The sequence below is a fragment of the Pseudoalteromonas sp. XI10 genome (assembly GCF_001469895.1).
In the GTDB taxonomy this organism is placed as follows: Bacteria; Pseudomonadota; Gammaproteobacteria; order Enterobacterales; family Alteromonadaceae; genus Pseudoalteromonas.
The window spans coordinates 41,516-59,199 of record NZ_LOPY01000021.1; the positions used below are offsets into that span (position 1 = coordinate 41,516).

Here is a 17,684-nt window from a genome sequence, read left to right on the forward strand (position 1 = left end):
TTAAGTACAAAGGCCACACAGTTTAACTGTGTGGCCTTTTTTGTTACGAGGGGAAAGTTAGCGAGTTTCAAGGGGAAAGGGGAAAGAGTAACGAGATGCGAGATGCGAGATGCGAGTTGCGAGGTTCGAGATTCGAGGTAGCAGCGATTTTACATCGCGTCCTAGCGCCTAGAACCCAGCGCCCAGAATTTTGCTGATAACGCGGGATAAACCCGCTGCTACAAGTAGGCGTGAAACTTGTTTCGCGCGTCTGAGCGCTGAAGGCTTCTATATGTTGGGTATCGCTCCGCTCGACCCAACCTACTCAGTAAATGAAAAGGTCGAATGCTGAGAAGAACACTCGACCTAAATAATCCCACAGATCGACTGACATCTAACATCTGACCTCTAACGACTAGAAACCAGCGATTTTACATCGCGTCCTAGCGCCTAGAACCCAGCGCCCAGAACTTTGCTGATAACGCGGGATAAACCCGCTGCTACACGTAGGCGTGAAACTTGTTTCGCGCGTTTTACCGCTGAAAGCTCCTTTACTTCTCAACCCCAAACCAATAACTATTTTGAAAAATACTCTCTTTTAACTCTCTTTCACTGTAGGCATACGTGCTTTGCCAAAACAGGCGATCAAAAAGGTACTTATCACCCTCTTTAGCAAGAATTTTAAAATTGAATAATGATGAATAGGCAACTTCTTGATTTGCAGTTACTTCATCTTTACAGCTAGAGTAATCAACTGCATTTGGGCACTGAGACATCATTGCAAAGCTAATGCTGTTATCAGCTTCTAATTGCCAATAACTACTCGGTGTAAAGTTAGCTCTGTTTTCGAGGCCATATTGGTCAGCGTAATAGAAGCTGCCTTTACCATCATCATTTATATACCAGTATATCTTCTGGTTGCCGCTGGTATAGCCTTGACGTAAGTAACTAAATAGCTGCTTATAATCATCAAGTGTGATGGTTGAATCATCAATCACTTCCATAAATTCATAGCCTAAGCGAGCTTGGCGTTCGTCTTTATTTCGTTCGCGCGCCATGATCATTTTGCCATCAGGCTGAGTGAAAAATTGTAAGCTCGTATCTAGGCCATTGCCTGTTACTTTAACGGTTTCGCCATTATTGTCTAAGTCGTAATGCCACTTAAACGAGTCACTATTTTCAGGCGTATTAAATGTCACCGTCGCAGTATCGGCGGCAGTGATGGTGAAAAATGTTGGTAAATAACGAAATGTTAGGCCTTCATCTGTATCTGAATTTTTGTTATTCAAACGGCCTGTATATGATTTGCCTACTGTAAGCTCAGGAACCGCAATTGGGGTAAGTTTGCGCAGTGTGCTAATCGTTGTTTTTACTTGCAATGCTTCAGCAAGTTCAGCTGACTCATTAATATAATTCTGAGCACTTTCATCTTGATAAGTTAGAGCATGACGTAGTTTTAGCACTAAAAAGTCATCAAATTGGGCAATGACTTCTGCATCAACGAGATCAAGATCAAATGCGACATCTACCTCATGACCAAGGTTACTAAATTGCTTTGTGTTTTGAGTTACAACTAATGTATCACTCTCAATTTTTAATGTTTTGCCATCTAACGTCGCCGAAAATTCAGCATGAGGGAATGACGTAGTATTTCCTGAGGCCGTCGGAATAAAGCTTGCTAAAGGTACTTCAAAGTAACTTTCTTCACCTGCTGCACTTAAATAATTAACAGAGTGGAATGAGCTTTGTTCTACATCAGCGTAGTACGCAGAACTAAACTCCGTATTTGATTTATAAAGGGTAACTACTTCGCCTTTATCGGTTGAAACATTAAAAAGCTCAACACGAATAGCATCATCGCGCTTAGCCAACACTTCCATTTCAAGAAGGGCTTGTTGATTACATTCTTGCAAGCAATCAATCGCTTGGGTATTTAATGCAATCACATCAGGGTTCGACCAATCAAAACGGCTTAGCTCACCATTTTGAGCAATTACCCCGGCATCTTCAGTAGCAAATACCAGCTCTACGCTACCATCGCTTGATTGCCAATTACCCATCACTTCGCTATTGCTAAGCTCAATAGGTTGCCATGCTGCCCGGTTTTCGGCGACATTAACGGTTAGGGTATATTGATTACTCGCTTTACCATCAGAGACTTCTACAGTAAAAGCGTGGTTAGCTACTTCGAATAAGCTCGGCTCTGCACTAAAAGTTACTTGATTACTGCTGGTGGTTACAGTCAGCCACTCTGGTTTATCAATAATCGTTGTTGTCACACTGTCGTTTTGCTCATCTTTTAAATCAACAACTAAATTAGTTGATTCAAGCGCTTTGGCTGAGAGAGTGAGTGAGCCAGAAAGCGTCGGTGCAGTATTTTGCTCTACTTTTACATCTGGCGTTTTATCTGTTGATGAACCGCCACCACAGGCTGTTAGAGCCAGAGTCAGTGCCGATATGCTGAAAAGCTTTTTCATTTAGGTCCCTTAAATTTATTGTTCTATTGAAGTCAAAAAAATTTAAGTTACCTAAAATAGGTAATTCAGTAAAGTGAATATGTAACTGAACGTAAACAAAAAAGGCGAGCTATCTTGCTCACCTTTTAGGGGAAAGGGTTATTGCGCTTGTTGCGCGACATGGTCCATATATTCGTCAAACGTGCCCTGAAAATCGATAAGCTGTTGATCTTTAATATCGATGATACGAGTCGCTAAAGACGATACAAACTCACGGTCGTGGCTTACAAAAATTAGCGTGCCTTGGTAATCTTTTAATGCATTATTGAGTGCTTCAATGGCTTCCATATCCATGTGGTTGGTTGGCTCGTCCATAATTAGCACGTTGATGTCTTGCATCATTAACTTACCAAACAATAGGCGGTTCTTTTCACCACCCGAGCAGTTACGGGCTTTTTTGTTAGCGTCGTCTGCGGTAAATAATAAACGGCCTAACATAGCACGAACCATTAAATCGTTGTGCTTAGCGGTACGCCATTGCGACATCCAATCAAATAAAGTTAAGTCGTTATCAAAGTCTTTACTGCTGTCTTGCGGGCAATAACCAATGCTGGCATTTTCAGACCACTTAACCACACCTTCGTTACTTTGTAATTCATTTACTAGGCAACGTAATAGGGTGGTTTTACCAACACCGTTTTCACCAATAACCGCAAGCTTAGCACCGGCTTCAAGTAATAGCTCACCGCCGCTGAACAGAGTTTCGCCATCAAAGCCATGACCTAACTTAGTAAGCTCTAATGCTTGGCGATACATCTTTTTGCCTTCGTCAAAACGTAGTGATGGGCTAATACGGCTTGACGCTTTTACTTCATCAAGCTTAATTTTATCCATGCGCTTAGCACGAGAGCTCGCAAGTTTCGCTTTTGATGCGTTAGCACCAAAGCGGTTTACGAAATCTTGTAGCTCGTCAATTTCGGCGCTCTTCTTTGCGTTTTCAGCAAGTAGCTGTTCGCGTTGCAAGCTTGAAGCTTCGATCCACTTTTCGTAGTTACCCGGGTAAATTCGTAGCTCACCGTAGTCGATATCGGCCATGTGCGTACACACCGAGTTTAAGAAGTGACGGTCGTGCGAGATGATAATCATCGTACACTTACGCTGGTTAAGCTCGTTAGCTAGCCAAGTGATGGTGTGAATATCAAGGTTATTGGTTGGCTCATCAAGCAGCAAAATATCAGGGTTTGCAAACAATGCTTGTGCTAAGAGCACACGAAGTTTCCAGCCCGGTGCAACGTTTGCCATTAAGCCATAATGAAACTCTTGCTCAATACCCGCTTGGATCAAAATTTCTTCTGCGCGGCTTTCTGCAGTGTAGCCATCCATTTCAGCAAAAACGCTTTCAAGTTCAGCGACTTTCATGCCGTCTTCTTCACTCATTTCTGGCAGAGAATAGATACGGTCGCGCTCTTGTTTAACTTTCCATAGTTCTGCATCACCCATGATCACCGCATCAACCACAGTGTATTGCTCAAACGCAAACTGATCTTGGCTTAGCGTACCTAGCTTTAAACCCGGTGCAATCGACACATTGCCAGACGTTGGCACAAGCGCACCACTTAGAATTTTCATAAAGGTCGATTTGCCGCAGCCATTCGCACCAATTAAACCATAGCGGTTACCATTACCAAACTTAGCTGAAATGTTCTCAAACAGAGGCTCTGCACCAAATTGCATGGTGATATTTGCGGTTGAAATCAACGAATTGTTCCTAGAAAAATACTGACAGGGTTATGGGCGCAGCAACTGCGAAAATAAACAAGCAATAGGGTAAATAATAGGCCGCGGATTATACAGATCAGCCCCTAATAACGCTATTAAAAAAGAGAAAGTTTCAAGGGGAAAGTTAGCGAGTTTCAAGTTACGAGGGGAAAGGTGCGAGTAACGAGATGCGAGATTCGAGGTAGCAGCGATTTTACATCGCGTCTTAGGGCCTAGCACCCTGCGCCCAGAACCAAATGTTTTTACCGTAGGACTGGCTTTAGCCGGGAAATGTTTTAAGTTAGCGAGTTTCAAGGGGAAAGAGTAAAGTTACGAGATTCGAGATACGAGGTAGCAGCGATTTAACATCGCGTCCTAGCGCCCAGAACCAAATGTCTTCACCGTAGGACTGGCTTTAGCCGGGAATTGTCTTAAGTTAGCGAGTTTCAAGTTACGTGGGGAAAGGTGCGAGATACGAGGTAGTAGCGATTTTACATCGCGTCCTAGCGCCCAGAACCTAGCACCTAGCGCCTAATATCTTCACCGTAGGCGTGAAACTTGTTTCGCGCGTCTGAGGGCTTACGGTTGAAAGCTCTATTTTACGTTCGATTCGGCACTAAAGTACCTCCTACAATAACTCCTGCAGGGTTCTCATTGCAGAGAAGAACACTTGACCTACATAACCCCGCAGCATGCCTGACATCTAATATCTGACGTCTAACGACTAGAAACCAGCGATTTTACATCGCGTCCTAGTGCCTAGGACCTAAACCCTAGCGCCTAGGACCTAGCACCCAGAACCAAATGTCTTCACCGTAGGCGCGAAACTTGTTTCGCGCGACCAGAATTAAAATGATAACGCTTTGTCTAATGCACCTTTAAAGCGTTCAAAATCCTCGATGTGAGGAAGGTGGCCAATATCTTCTAATTCAATTAATTGCGATTTTGGGATCATCGCTGCCGCGGCTTTGCCTAATTTATCGTAACGGCCAAGTTCATGGTCAACATTTGCTTTTTTCCAATTGCGGCCAGGGCCAGTTCTATCGCGGGTACCTATAATCAAAGACACAGGCATGTTTAACTGATCAAACTCCGTTATGACCGGTTGCGTAAAAATCATATCGTAGGTTTTAGCATTAACCCACGCCATATGCTTATGATCAGGGCCTTGAATTTGACCACTAATAAAATGGGTTAATTGCTCATAGGAGCTATTCCATTTACCGTCGTAGTAGTTCTTCTTCTGGTAAGCAATAACCTTCTCAGGTGTTTTAGCCAATTCATTTTTAAAGAAAAAATCGGTGTCTTTGTATTGCACATAATTTAAATAGTTCTCTAAACCAATTGGGTTTAGCAAAATGAGTTTACTAACTTGGCTAGAAAACATCAGGCTGTAACGGCTTGCTAGCATGCCGCCCATTGAGTGGCCAAGTACAATGGGGTTTTCAATATTTAAAGATGACATAAGCTGATGAGTGTTATTGGCTAATACAGCAAACGAAAATTGATAATCGGCGGGCTTTGATGATTTACCAAAACCAATTTGATCTGGGATCAGCACACCATAGCCTTTGCTATTGAGGTACTTGGCAGTATTGGTCCAATAATGGCCGTTAAAGTTTTTGCCATGCATAAGCACAACGGTAGGCATGTTATTACTAGGTTTTAGGTAAGAGTAAGCCATTTTTAATGGCGTATTTTGTGACGAAAAATTAAAAAACTGTACAGGTAAGTCGTATTGATAATTGCTTAACTCAGCATCAAAACTAAGAGACTGCTCTTTAGCGACTAGGCTTGCAGAAGACCATAAAACAAGTGCTGAGACTAACAGTATGCGTAAAAACATCATTATCCTTTCTCAATATGCTTAAAGAATATTCAGCCTAGCATCCTAAATAAAAATTTATAATACAAATACGATTAAATACTGGAAGAAGTTAGCAAGGTACGACAATGAAGCTCGTAGGACTGGCTTTAGCCGGGAATTTTTTAAGTTAGCGAGTTTCAAGGGGAAAGAGTAAAGTTACGAGATACGAGATACGAGATACGAGATACGAGATACGAGATACGAGATACGAGATGCGAGTTACGAGGTAGCAGCGATTTTACATCGCGTCCAAGCGCCTAGAACCTAGTACCCAGAACCTAGAACCAAATATCTTCACCGTAGGTGTGAAACTTGTTTCTCGCGTCTGAAGGCTTACGGCTGAAAGTTGACAGCTCTTATTTATGTTTGATTCGGTACTAAAGTACCTCCTACAATAACTCCTGCAGGAGAGAAGAACACTTGACCTACATAACCCCGTAGCGCGCCTGATATCTAATATCTGACCTCTAACCTCTATCCACTTAATCCAACTTACTAAAATCAACTTCTGGTAGGCTCTCAAACCCTGGGCGGGCGAAGAAATACCCTTGCATTAAACTTACGCCGGCTTGGCGTAACCATTGATATTCTTCAACTGTTTCAATGCCTTCGGCGAGGGCAGTGATATTGAGCTCTTCAAACATAGCAATACAATGGTTCACTATGATTTGGCGTGCTTTATTTAGGTGAATATCGCGTATCAGCTCCATATCGAGCTTAATAATATTGCTCTGAAAATCAGCCAATAAATTTAAACCAGAATACCCAGAGCCAAAGTCGTCGGTTGCGGTAATAAACCCGAGTGATTGGTAATACTCAACAACACGTTTGATGTGCGTACTGTCTTCAACCTTTTCAACCTCGGTAAACTCAAACATAATTTGTTCTACCGGAAAGTCATATTGCTTAGCAGCTTCAAGGGTTGTTCTAATACAACGCTCAGGCTTGTAAATCGCGTTAGGTAAAAAGTTAATACTCAAAATAGAATCAAGCTTCAGTTTAGCGGCAAGCGAAATAGCTTTAATACGACAAAGCTGGTCGAAGGTATAGCGGTTCTCATCGTTCACTTGTGAGATAACAGAATAAGCCGACTCATTATTAGGCCCTCTAACTAAAGCCTCATAGCCAAAAATATGTTTATCGGTGCAATCAATAATTGGCTGAAAAGCCATTGTAAAATCAAAACCAAGTTCTAATTTGTCTTTACAGTTATTGCAACCTGTTGGCTGGCAATGAGTTTGCTTGTCGTGCATGCTTACCTCAGACTAAAGTCTTCTTAATACATAATAGTGCTAGTAAATTGCCAATTGTGCAATGTTGTTGAGTTAAAAGTATATAATCTCGCATCTCGTCCTTCGCACCTCGTCACTCGCACCTCGTAACTACTACCTTCTTCCTCCCTCCAACTAACTTCTAATATCCATTCTAAAATCGTTGATTCTTAGCATCTAAAATCACATTTCATCCTTTGCGTTACCTAGCTTTAATGGTATTTTAGCGCCAAGCAATCTTGCCAACATAAAGGAAGTAAAATGGCATCCAAAACCGTCGAATACTATAACCAAAATGCGCAAGCATTTGTCGATGCCACACTCGATGTAGACCTCAATGAACTTTATGACGAGTTCTTACCGCTGATCCCAAAAAAAGGCGCTTTACTTGATGCCGGTTGTGGCTCTGGCCGCGACGCTTTCATCTTTAAAGAGCGTGGTTATAGCGTAGATGCGTTCGATATCAGCCCAGCTATGGCAAAGCTGGCGTCAGAATATTTAAGCCAAGATGTAGCTGTAAGCAGCTTACTAGAGCTAAATGACGTTGCCAAATACGACGGCATTTGGTGCTGCGCAAGCCTTATTCACGTAGCAAAAAACGACTTAACAGAAGCATTCAATAACCTTGCCCGAGCATTAAAGCCACAAGGCATCGTGTATGTATCGTTTAAATACGGCGACGGCGAGCGCGAACACAACGGTCGCGAATTTACCGACCTAAACGAACAAGCCCTTGAGAGCATTATCAAAGGCACAGACCTATTTATCCTCAAGTTGTGGCAAAGCGCCGACCAACGCCCAGAGCGCGCCACAGAAACATGGCTAAACGCCATTTTGCATAGAAGAACGATATAGTAGTTTATATGCGGTATAGCAGGCTATACCGCAACTCTCCCAATATTGTATGGGTTTTAGAGTATAGCTCTACCTAAAATCCTATATTTGCAATAGCTTTTCATGCTAGATTGTTCCTAAACTAAATCACCAATATTCAAGCTACAACAATGCGTTATAGGCATAAGTGGTAAATATGAGGCGCAAACAGGGAATAGTTCATGAACTTTAAAGCACTTTTAAAAAGTACACATAAGGCTTGATTGATGATGGCCATGCAGCAGCAACTCGATTTTATTGCTTACATTCAGCGTATGCTGGTGGAAGGTGATTTTAGTGCTACCTATAAATTTGCACTATTGCATGCGTTGGCTGATGTTTGTGTTGAGCAACCAATGATGTATGAAGCTAGCGAGTTAAACATTGATCTTGCTAAGCTAGCTGAAAAGTTAATAGAGCTTTATTGGCACCATGCTGTGCCATTTTCTTCTGCTCATAGTGGTGAAAGTGCTTTACTAAAACAAAACTCGGGTGCGCAATCAAAAGTAATTGCGGTGCTATATGAGTGCCAGCAAAACAATATTCGTAGCTTGCGCCAGCTAAAATTAAGCCCTTACTGGCACACCACTTACAAAGCAGCTTTAGACACTTTAAAAACAGGCCCGTTGTGGCGCTTACAAATTCTAGCCAAACAAGAAGAATGCTTTTTATATCCGCACACAAAAGGTAAAAGCTATATCACTCTAAATGCAGGTATAGCAGCTTGCTTTAGACGCTTTTACGATTTAGTTGTTTATTTAGCTAAAAATGCATGGTTACAAAAGATTCAAAGCATTAAGCACAATCAAGCACTTATTGGCCCTCAAAGCCAACTACATGACTTTTTATTTGGTTTCGACCGTGCAGCACTTAACAAAGCAAAACCAGTTTTAGTCGAAATACAAAAAGGCCAGTGTTTTTATTGTCAAAAGCCACTCACAAGTGCGATAGAAGTTGATCACTTTATTCCTTTTGCCCGCTATGCTAACGACTTAGGCCATAATTTTGTTGCCGCCCATCGAAGTTGTAATAACAGTAAGCGTGACTTTTTAGCCGCACAATTACACCGCGAACGTTGGCAAGATCAAAACCTAGATCGCCACAGCCGGCTACTCACTGATGAACTAACTCGCTATTTTCATTGTGATGTAGACAAATCACTCGCTGTAAGCAACTGGGCATATCAAGTTGCCAGCAGCAATGGCGCAAAACTTTGGCTTGCAAAAGATAGGTTTGAGTTGGCGGGGAGTAAAAATGTCCACCAGTTAGATTTAGTCGCGCAGACAAAGTACAAATATGATTCTTAATAAGCTTAGGTTTTTACTTCAAACAACATATTTAAATAAATAATGAAAACAAGCAATAACTCACTGTTTATTTGCAGGCGAGTGCCGAGATTTTCCCCGTGTTCACACCCGAAATTGAATTAATTATGAGTAATTAACAGCATGGATGCTGTGAAAAGCGTAGCTTGGCCATGGATGGCCTATCTACGCTGTTTACGTTCATTTAATTAATTCAAGTTGAGGGAACAGTGTGAACCTCGGGGCGCCGAGAGATTCCAAAGAGAAGTCGGCGTTTACTTCTCTTTGGTTGCCGTCGCCAACGCGACATTATTATCAAATTTTATTAGAGCTTTATTACCACAACCATCACAAATCAATGAGTAAGTATCTTTACGCTTACTAACTTTCGTATTTTGATCCGTACATTTTATACACGGTGCTTTCATCGGAGTATTTGTATTACAGTTTGAGCAATTGACATAGTACCCATATCGTCCTGAACGAGCTTCAAGAGAGTGTTCATTACTACAATTTTTACACTTTAAACTTATGACGTTAGGTTCCTCAGCACTTAATAAAACTTCTTCTTTAACTTCACTTTTGTAAATTGATTCGGGTTCATTAAGGGTTACTGGTGACTCGTCGTTTACTGGTTGCTCGGTTGATTTAATATTCTGAGCTAAAAGAAACTGACAAATCTTAGATAGGCTTTCCTCACTAAACCATGGGCGCACATTAGTTGAAAAAAAGTGCAGTGGGTTAGGGGGTGATGCTGGTAATTTCATTATCTCTAAAAGCTTATCAGCTAAAAATTCAGATTTAATTAATCGATCTTCAAGTGACTGTGGCATGCTATCTCGATTGATTATGGCATTGCTCGAAATTGCGCAGATGCTATGCCATTCTCGTCCTCCGAAGTTCTGCTGTAATTTGCCAAACATTTTGGGAAGTAACTGCTCTGCGTTACTCGTCACTAAACTTTTTAATAAGGCTTGTTGGAGTTCAACTTGCTTTATTGGTGATGGCATTCCTTGCCATTTTCCTCGATAACTTCGGCTCCATTCCTGATGCTCATTTATGGCAACTTCGCCTGTTATGCTTTTTGATTCGACTAAAATAAACCCATATGTATAAACAATTAAGTGGTCTATCTGTGCTGATTCGTTATTGTGCTTAAATTTAACATCATTAAATACGAATACTTGTGGGTGATCTTTGAATGCTCGGCGCAAATAAAATGCGACATCTAGCTCTTGCTTGTCCCCAGCTTTAATCTTGATTGATAGTGAGGTTGAAGGTGTTTTATCTTTTAAAATCATGAGAAGTCCATTCTGTCATGTATTCATATAGGGTACCATCGAAATGCAAAATTTAAATATTAAACTTAATGATGAATTTTAGAAAATTAAACAAACGCGATATAAAATCGCTGCTACAAGTTTATTTATAAACCTTATTATTGAGTTATTTAACGGGCTAAAGCCCGACCTACAATGCCTCGCAACTAGCAACTCGCAACTACAGCCTTAACACTTCTCCTTGTAAACTCGGTGAGTCTGCAATACTGGTTTGGAGTTGTTCTATCAACAACTGGGCATTTGCTGATGGCGTGCGTGAATGTGGCCAGAGGGCGTAAATTGGTCTTGCGGGAATGTTGTGGGGGGATTCTATATAACTAAAGTTACTGGTGTTGTCTATACAGCAAATTTCGCTCATAGGTAGTAAGCCGATGCCATAGCCTGCCTCAACCATTTTTCTGGCGATTGTAATATCAAAGCAAAAGCTTATGTGTTCATACTCGGTTTTTAATTTATTTAGCAAACCGCTGGGTAATTGTGACTCTGAATAGGGCAATATCAGCCTTGATGTTGGGGCATCTTTCTTTTTAACCAGCTTTATTGCGATCATGCCTAGGCGCTTTTGAAAGTAGCTTGAGTCTTGTTGTTCGCCGATGCGAATAGCTAAGTCAAAACGTTTTTGGCTTAGTTGGCTGTTGGCATTACTTGGGTAAATGTGGAGGTTTAGCGCAGGGTTTGCCATCGCAAATTGATTAACTGCCCCCATCAGTGGGCCCGCAATGATGTTTTGTGGGCACAACAGGTAAAACTCTTTTGCGGCGGGCGAGTCATTTAATTGCTCAAGCTGGCTGTTAAGAGCAAGCACCTGCTTGCCTAACTCGTTATACAGTGATTCGCCTTTGGCGGTTAACACAATGCCTCGGGCGGTGCGTTGCAGTAATGGCTCAGCGAGTTTCTCTTCTAACGCCTGAATGCGTCTTGATAGGGTCGATAGGTTCAGTCCTAAATCTTTTGCTGTTTGGCTCATGCTTTTACGGCGCGCTATTTCAATAAATAAATGCAGATCATCCAGCATACGACTCCTTCAATCTTAGTTTGCATTTTCGTGACTGTTGCCACTTGGCCTGTGCAAATATAGTAACGCCAAGGAGGACATATGAAAATTCATTTTACTTTTACTGCGGCATTTTCGTTTTTAATGTCGTTTTTACTTTCGGCATGGGTCACTTATGTCAACTTAGGGCTGAGCGATACATTTTTTCTAAGTTGGATGAAGGCGTTTGCCAATGCATGGCCTGCTGCGTTTGTAGTGGCTTTTACGGTTGCCCCGCCAATTCGGGCATTGGTTTTAAAGTTATTTAGTAAGGAGTCAGTATGATTAATATCGTAGCAAAAATTACCCCAAAGGCGGCATTATTTGACGACTGTAAAGGGCGTTTACAGGGCATATTAGCAGCCACTCGTGCAGAGCCTGGTTGTAATCGTTTTGAGTTGTTTGCGAGTAAAGAGCAGCGTTGTTTATTTTTAGTTGAGCAGTTTGAATCGCAAGCCGCCCTTGATGAGCATTATGCCCAGCCTTATACCGAAGCGGTATTCGCGTTTTATGAAAATGCCTTGGCGAAGCCGGTTGAGGTAGAGAAGGTGGAGGTGTGTTGAGAAAAAGTTAGCGAGATACGAGGTGCGAGTTACGAGGGGAAAGTTGCGAGATACGAGATACGAGGTGCAAGATACGACAACCTTGTAGGAGGTATTGTAGGAGGTACTTTAGTGCCGAAAAAAACTAGGCTACTGGGGAAGTACAGCTATTCGTAGCCTAGTTTAACAAGGTTGAAATGGTTACAGCATATGCAGGATTTGCTTGGCTTTTTCGCGGGTTAAACATGCGGCCATTGGGCGTTTTGCAAACAGCTTGGCTGAGACTGTTTGCTCTTTGCCCATGTATTGGTTATGCAGTGTTTGCACATTGACTTTGCAGGTCACCGAATGGCTGTTTTCTACATAACGAATCTCTACTCGCTCTACTTTTTTAATTAAGTTTTTATAAGGGTAGCCTTCATCGGTATCAAGCTGTGTTATTACTGGCTGGTTGGCGTAACTAAAGCTTGTAGCAAATAAAAGTAATAAAATAATTAAGTATTTCATGGTGGTTGTCCTTGTCTTGTCGCGGTTGGCAATATGAGTATTACTCGTGTAACTACTACTGACAAACGATTAAAAATTACCTATGCTTAAGTTTTTATTAACTATAAATGCGTATGCAGTTACCTCCATTAAAAAGCCTTTGGTATTTTAAGCACGCGGCAGAGTTAGGCAGTTTTAAGCTTGCGGCAGAGCAATTGTTTGTTAGCCAAGCTGCGGTTAGCCAACAAATTCGCTTGTTAGAGCAGCAGCTTGATTGCAGCTTATTTACTCGCCACACCCGTTATGTTGAGCTGACCCGCCAAGGCGAACAGCTATTACCCCATGTACTTAAGGGGTTTAGTCATTTGCAAGCAGGCGTGCAGGCTGTTAGCCAGGATAGCCACCCAAATACGTTAAACTTAACTGTGCTGCCTTCGTTCGCCAGTGGTTGGTTACTGGGCCGTATTAGTGATTTTCAAAGCAAATACCCCAATATCAAAGTGCGTATTGAACCGAGCGATCAACTTGCCGACTTTTCAGCGGGGCAGGTTGATTTAGGTATTCGATATGGGCAAGGTAGCTACCCAGGTTTGCACAGTGAGCTTATCAGTGATGACAGCCTATTTTTGGCTTATAAACCCGGCGCTATTGATGTTAATAAACCCCTTAAACCGCAGATTCTGGCACAAAAATTAATTAAAGATGTGTGCCCAGATGCAGAGCGTGGTTGGTCAACTCTGGCTCAGCAAATAGCTGTAAGCCCAGATGCGCTCCCCGCACTTGAAATTGATAACGCAGCATTGGTTATTCAAGCCACGTTAGCAGGGCAAGGTATTGCATTGGTAAGACGGCGCTTAATCGAAACTCAACTTCAACTTGGTCAGCTAGAGATTTATCCAAGCTTTGAATATCACTGCCAATTTAAGTATTACCTTGCAGCGCCTACCGATCATTTTAAATGGCAAAAAGTACAGCTGTTTAAAGCTTGGTTACTTGAGCAGTTTGCTATGGATGATCAGCAGTTTGATAGTGGAAAAAATTAACCTTAAGCCCTTTATAATTATTGCTCGTTCGCTATGTAAAATTGTTAGGCAGGTAATTTGTCATTCTTTTAGATGAATTTGCCGCAGATTTGTTGCAGTTTTATTAGAAACTGATAATCTGTACCCCTAACCTTTACAGTGACGTAAATTAATGATTAAACGGATTTTAATGACAACAGCCTTGTTGTTGCCCGCTTTTGCTTGGGCGCAGCAAAGCGCTCCTTCAGATGCATGTCAAAGCATGCAAGCCGAACGTATAGAGCTACAAATAGCCCTGCGTAAAACCAATCTTCTCGACAAAATTGAAGCCTATAAGCAGCGCATTCAAAGCTTGTCGGCACGAATATCTGAAACTTGCTTTAGTGAAGAGCAAATTGCTGAGCTAAAGTCGTCTTTGTATAACCCTGATATTACTGAGCTTGAAAACACTTTGGCAAAGCCATTAACTGAGCAAGCCTACATCAGCAAACAAGCTGCATGGGAGCGCTTTTATGTTATGCCGCCACGTTGTGCTGCTCGCTCGTTACAGTTGCAAAACCTTGAGTCGTGTCTTGAAAATAAGCAAATTCAGTTTCAGCAATTTGATATGTTATGGCAGCAAAAAAGTGCGCAACTTGCCCGTACAGAAGCAAAACCAACAGATTCGTTTCATGAGTTTGTTTTACCTAGCAAAGCCGAACGAGCTAAGTTAAGCGCTGAGCAAGAATTAAAACGCTACAGCTACAGCACAGATTCGTTCTTACCAACCAATATTATTGTGTTGTGTGCTTTAGCCGTATCGGTGTTCTTTGGTTTGATATTTATTTTCCATTGGTTAATGCGCCCACGGCCAGTGGTGAAGTGAGCATTTAGTTAGCGAGGGGAAAGTTAGCGAGAGTAAAGTTAGCGAGAGTAAAGGGGAAAGAGTAAAGGGGAAAGAGTAAAGGAGCTAGGCGCTGGGTTTTAGGCGTTAGGACGCGATGTAAAATCGCTGCTTTAGTCGTTAGAGGTCAGATATTAGATGTTAGTCGATCTGTGGGGTTGGTTAGGTCGTGCGTTCTTCTCTGCATTTGAACCTTGTAGGAGGTACTTTAGTGCCGAATAGAATCAAACATAATCCATGTAAACCTTTTCATTCAGACGCGCGAAAAAAGTTTCACGCCTACGGTGAAGACATTGGTTCTGGGTGCTGGGTTTTGGGCGCTAGGCGTTAGAACGCGATGTAAAATCGCACGTTGAGGAGCGGTCAGCTTTCAGCCTTCAGCTCTCAGACTACAGACTCGCACCTCGAACCTCGCATCTCGAACCTCGTAACTTAATCACTCATCCGTTTTAAACTGTTTGGCGCGTTCTTCTGCGTCAATTAACGCTTGTGATTTTGGCTGTTTGTTTTTGCTTTCTATCACAGGCTTTTCGTCTGAATTTGGATCCCAGGTTGGATCAAGCGATAAGTTCGCAAATGGATTATACGGCTTATCGTCTTGTTGCTCTGGCTCTTTGTCGGCTTCTTCACCTTTTTCTTCAGGCGTTTCTTCAAGCTTATCGTCGTTACTCAGTTCGTCAGACAAATCAACAGTTTCTACCGCTGGCTGTGATGGCTCTTCTACATTAACGGAAGCTGGTTCATCTTGTAGTTCTTGTTCAAGTGCTTGTAAGGCTTTAGCTAAATCATCATCGTTAATGTCGTCGTGTTCTTCTGCTGGGTTTGGCGCAGTGACTGTGTGCTCATCTTCATTAAAATGATCGGCAAACGATAAATCATCACCCATCAATGACGATAAGTCATATTCAGGCACTTCATCTTTAGACGGTTCATCGTCGGCAATCGGCTCTTTTGTAGAGTATTCATCAAAGCCAAACGATGACGAACTCGTAAAGCTTGGCTCTTCAATTTCAGGCTTCTCTAGTTTATCGAGTTCAGGTTTTTCGAGATCTTGGATCTCAGTCAAAGCTGGCTCATCGTCGGCAATAGGCTCTTTAGTTGAGTATTCATCAAAGCCAAACGATGACGAACTTGTAAAGCTTGGCTCTTCGATTTCTGGTTTCTCTAGTTCATCGATTTCCGGCTTTTCGAGTTCTTCAATCTCAGCTAATACTGGCTCATCGTCGGCAATAGGCTCTTTAGTTGAGTATTCATCAAAGCCAAACGATGACGAACTCGTAAAGCTTGGTTCTTCAATTTCTGGTTTTTCAAGCTCATCGATTTCCGGCTTTTCGAGTTCTTCTATCTCGGCTAACACGGGTTCATCGTCGGCAACCGGCTCTTTAGTTGAGTATTCATCAAAGCCAAACGATGACGAACTCGTAAAGCTTGGCTCTTCTAATTCTGGCTTCTCTGGTTCATTGTTATCAGTATCTGCAAATGGCTCAGGTGTAAGAGGCTCATCTTCAATAGGCTCTTGGGTTGTGTACTCGTCAAAGCCAAATGATGACGAAGCGGTATAACTCGGTTCTGCAGATTCAGGTTGTGTTTCAGGCTCGTCTTGCTGAACGTCATCAGCTTGCGGCTCAGCTTCCTCGTTGAGGCTATATGATGAATCTTCTAGGCTTGCTAACTTTAGCTCTTGCTCTAGGCCGCGCTGCTCATCCAAAAAGTCGTCATTAGCGTCGTTTGTATTTTTTTCGTCGTAACCAAGTTCAAGATCTTCGAATTGATGGGCATCAGCAAAGTCTTCTTCTGGTGGTTGTTCAGGTGAAGTTTCAGACTCTTGTTCTTCTTTATCACGCTGAGCACTAAAGTGCATAAGCTCAGAAAGCTCGTCATTATTTTCAGTTTCGGTTGCTGTAAATGTATCGTTGGCAAGCGGGTAGCTGTCTTCATGAGGGTGCTCTTGTTCTTCGGCCAGCACTGCGGCTGTTGCTACTTTTAGTTCCTCAGCTTCTTTTTCAGCAGCTGCTTGTGCTTCTGCAGCTGCTTTAAGAGCTTTAGCTTGCATTAAGCTTTGTTCAAGTTCTGAATCGGCGTCAGCTTTTTTGCTTTGACGAATACGCACAATCACTAAACCTGCAACAAGTAATACCAACAACACAATTAAGCTTGGCATTAATAATGAGCTTGAAGAGCTATCGCTGTTTGCAGGAATAGGTTCTGGCATAGGTGCAGGTGTTGGTGCAGGTGTTGGCGCAGGTTTTGGTGCCGGTTCTGCTTTTACTTCAGGTTCAGCTGGTTTTTCAGCAGTTGCAGTCTCAGCACTTTGGGTTTTAACTTCAGCGGCTTGATCTTGAATAGCAGGGCTAGTAGTTGATTCTACTACAGGTTCTTCAGGAGCATCAGAAATCGTAATACGGTCAACTTTTGCTGGTATTTCGGTTTGTTCTGCAGAGGCACTTGTTTGTTCGACAGGCTCTGGTTCTTGAACTTCTGGCTCAATTGCTGGCATTTGCTGTTCGATAGGTTCAACGGTTTGCTCTGCAATAGGTGCCGTAGTTTCTTCAGGTTCAGCTTGAATAGCGCCTGAGTGCACCCTAGGGTTAGCCGCTGCAGTTGAATTAACTGGGGCTGTTTCTTTCGTTTGTTGTTCTAGTTTTTCGAAAGCAGCTGCATTGTTTACTGGCGTTGGATTTTTGCAGTTTTTCTCATAGTTTCTGGCAGCTGAGCGATAGTTTTTATTGCTGGTGTTAAAGCGGTACTCATGCATTTGCTGTTTTAACAAAATACACATGGCTTCGTTGTACTGCGCTTTACTCGTAAAGCTTAAGCTTAGGAGTAATAAGAGAAAAGTTGTTTTTATAATTGGCATAAGTTCCGGACCA

Annotated in this window: 14 protein-coding genes; 6 read left to right on the top strand and 8 right to left on the bottom strand. The window is 42.2% G+C overall.

Features of this window, described 5'->3' with window-relative positions; all coding sequences use genetic code 11:
• Window positions 1–530 precede the first annotated feature (530 nt).
• From AUR67_RS05325 to AUR67_RS05340, 4 genes are all read right to left on the bottom strand, one after another.
• Window positions 531–2,456 (bottom strand): hypothetical protein, encoded by a 1,926-nt coding sequence (locus tag AUR67_RS05325; protein ID WP_058584438.1) that lies wholly within the window; start codon window positions 2,454–2,456, stop codon window positions 531–533.
• A 138-nt stretch (window positions 2,457–2,594) separates the two neighbouring features.
• The gene (locus AUR67_RS05330; protein WP_082665574.1) at window positions 2,595–4,193 is read right to left on the bottom strand and encodes an ABC-F family ATPase; all 1,599 of its coding nucleotides are present in this window, start codon (window positions 4,191–4,193) and stop codon (window positions 2,595–2,597) included.
• Between the two features lie 847 nt (window positions 4,194–5,040).
• Entirely contained in the window at window positions 5,041–6,042 is a 1,002-nt protein-coding gene (locus AUR67_RS05335) for an alpha/beta fold hydrolase (protein ID WP_058584439.1), read from the bottom strand.
• Between the two features lie 500 nt (window positions 6,043–6,542).
• Entirely contained in the window at window positions 6,543–7,313 is a 771-nt protein-coding gene (locus tag AUR67_RS05340) for an EAL domain-containing protein (RefSeq protein WP_058584440.1), read from the bottom strand.
• Window positions 7,314–7,592: 279 nt separating this feature from the next.
• Here AUR67_RS05340 and AUR67_RS05345 point away from each other — a divergent pair, with 279 nt between their 5' ends.
• Window positions 7,593–8,186 (top strand): class I SAM-dependent methyltransferase, encoded by a 594-nt coding sequence (locus tag AUR67_RS05345; RefSeq protein WP_058584441.1) that lies wholly within the window; start codon window positions 7,593–7,595, stop codon window positions 8,184–8,186.
• A gap of 242 nt (window positions 8,187–8,428) precedes the next feature.
• Window positions 8,429–9,511 (top strand): HNH endonuclease, encoded by a 1,083-nt coding sequence (locus tag AUR67_RS05350; protein WP_058584442.1) that lies wholly within the window; start codon window positions 8,429–8,431, stop codon window positions 9,509–9,511.
• Window positions 9,512–9,783: 272 nt separating this feature from the next.
• On the opposite strand, the gene AUR67_RS05355 is transcribed toward AUR67_RS05350, so the two are convergent.
• Window positions 9,784–10,809, bottom strand: coding sequence for a nuclease-related domain-containing protein (locus AUR67_RS05355; RefSeq protein ID WP_082665575.1), 1,026 nt, complete (start codon window positions 10,807–10,809; stop codon window positions 9,784–9,786).
• 199 nt (window positions 10,810–11,008) lie between these two features.
• A complete protein-coding gene (locus AUR67_RS05360) occupies window positions 11,009–11,863 on the bottom strand; it encodes a LysR family transcriptional regulator (protein ID WP_058584443.1) in 855 nt (284 codons plus the stop codon).
• 81 nt (window positions 11,864–11,944) lie between these two features.
• On the opposite strand from AUR67_RS05360, the gene AUR67_RS05365 reads away from it, so the two are divergent.
• The gene (locus AUR67_RS05365; protein ID WP_058584444.1) at window positions 11,945–12,166 is read left to right on the top strand and encodes a DUF2798 domain-containing protein; all 222 of its coding nucleotides are present in this window, start codon (window positions 11,945–11,947) and stop codon (window positions 12,164–12,166) included.
• Entirely contained in the window at window positions 12,163–12,444 is a 282-nt protein-coding gene (locus AUR67_RS05370; protein ID WP_058584445.1) for a putative quinol monooxygenase, read from the top strand. The genes AUR67_RS05365 and AUR67_RS05370 overlap by 4 nt, the downstream gene beginning before the upstream one ends.
• A 180-nt stretch (window positions 12,445–12,624) precedes the next feature.
• Here the strand turns inward: AUR67_RS05370 and AUR67_RS05375 are convergent, their stop codons facing one another.
• Window positions 12,625–12,930, bottom strand: coding sequence for a hypothetical protein (locus AUR67_RS05375; RefSeq protein ID WP_058584446.1), 306 nt, complete (start codon window positions 12,928–12,930; stop codon window positions 12,625–12,627).
• Window positions 12,931–13,043: 113 nt separating this feature from the next.
• Between AUR67_RS05375 and AUR67_RS05380 the strand changes: the two genes are divergently transcribed.
• Together AUR67_RS05380 and AUR67_RS05385 are read left to right on the top strand one after the other, a co-directional pair.
• On the top strand, window positions 13,044–13,952 hold the full coding sequence (locus tag AUR67_RS05380) for a LysR substrate-binding domain-containing protein (RefSeq protein ID WP_058584565.1): 909 nt from the start codon (window positions 13,044–13,046) through the stop codon (window positions 13,950–13,952).
• Between the two features lie 151 nt (window positions 13,953–14,103).
• Complete coding sequence (locus AUR67_RS05385; RefSeq protein ID WP_152996489.1) at window positions 14,104–14,796, top strand: hypothetical protein; 693 nt, start codon at window positions 14,104–14,106, stop codon at window positions 14,794–14,796.
• A gap of 454 nt (window positions 14,797–15,250) precedes the next feature.
• Here AUR67_RS05385 and AUR67_RS05390 read toward each other — a convergent pair whose 3' ends face one another.
• A complete protein-coding gene (locus AUR67_RS05390) occupies window positions 15,251–17,671 on the bottom strand; it encodes a hypothetical protein (protein ID WP_058584448.1) in 2,421 nt (806 codons plus the stop codon).
• Window positions 17,672–17,684 lie beyond the last annotated feature (13 nt).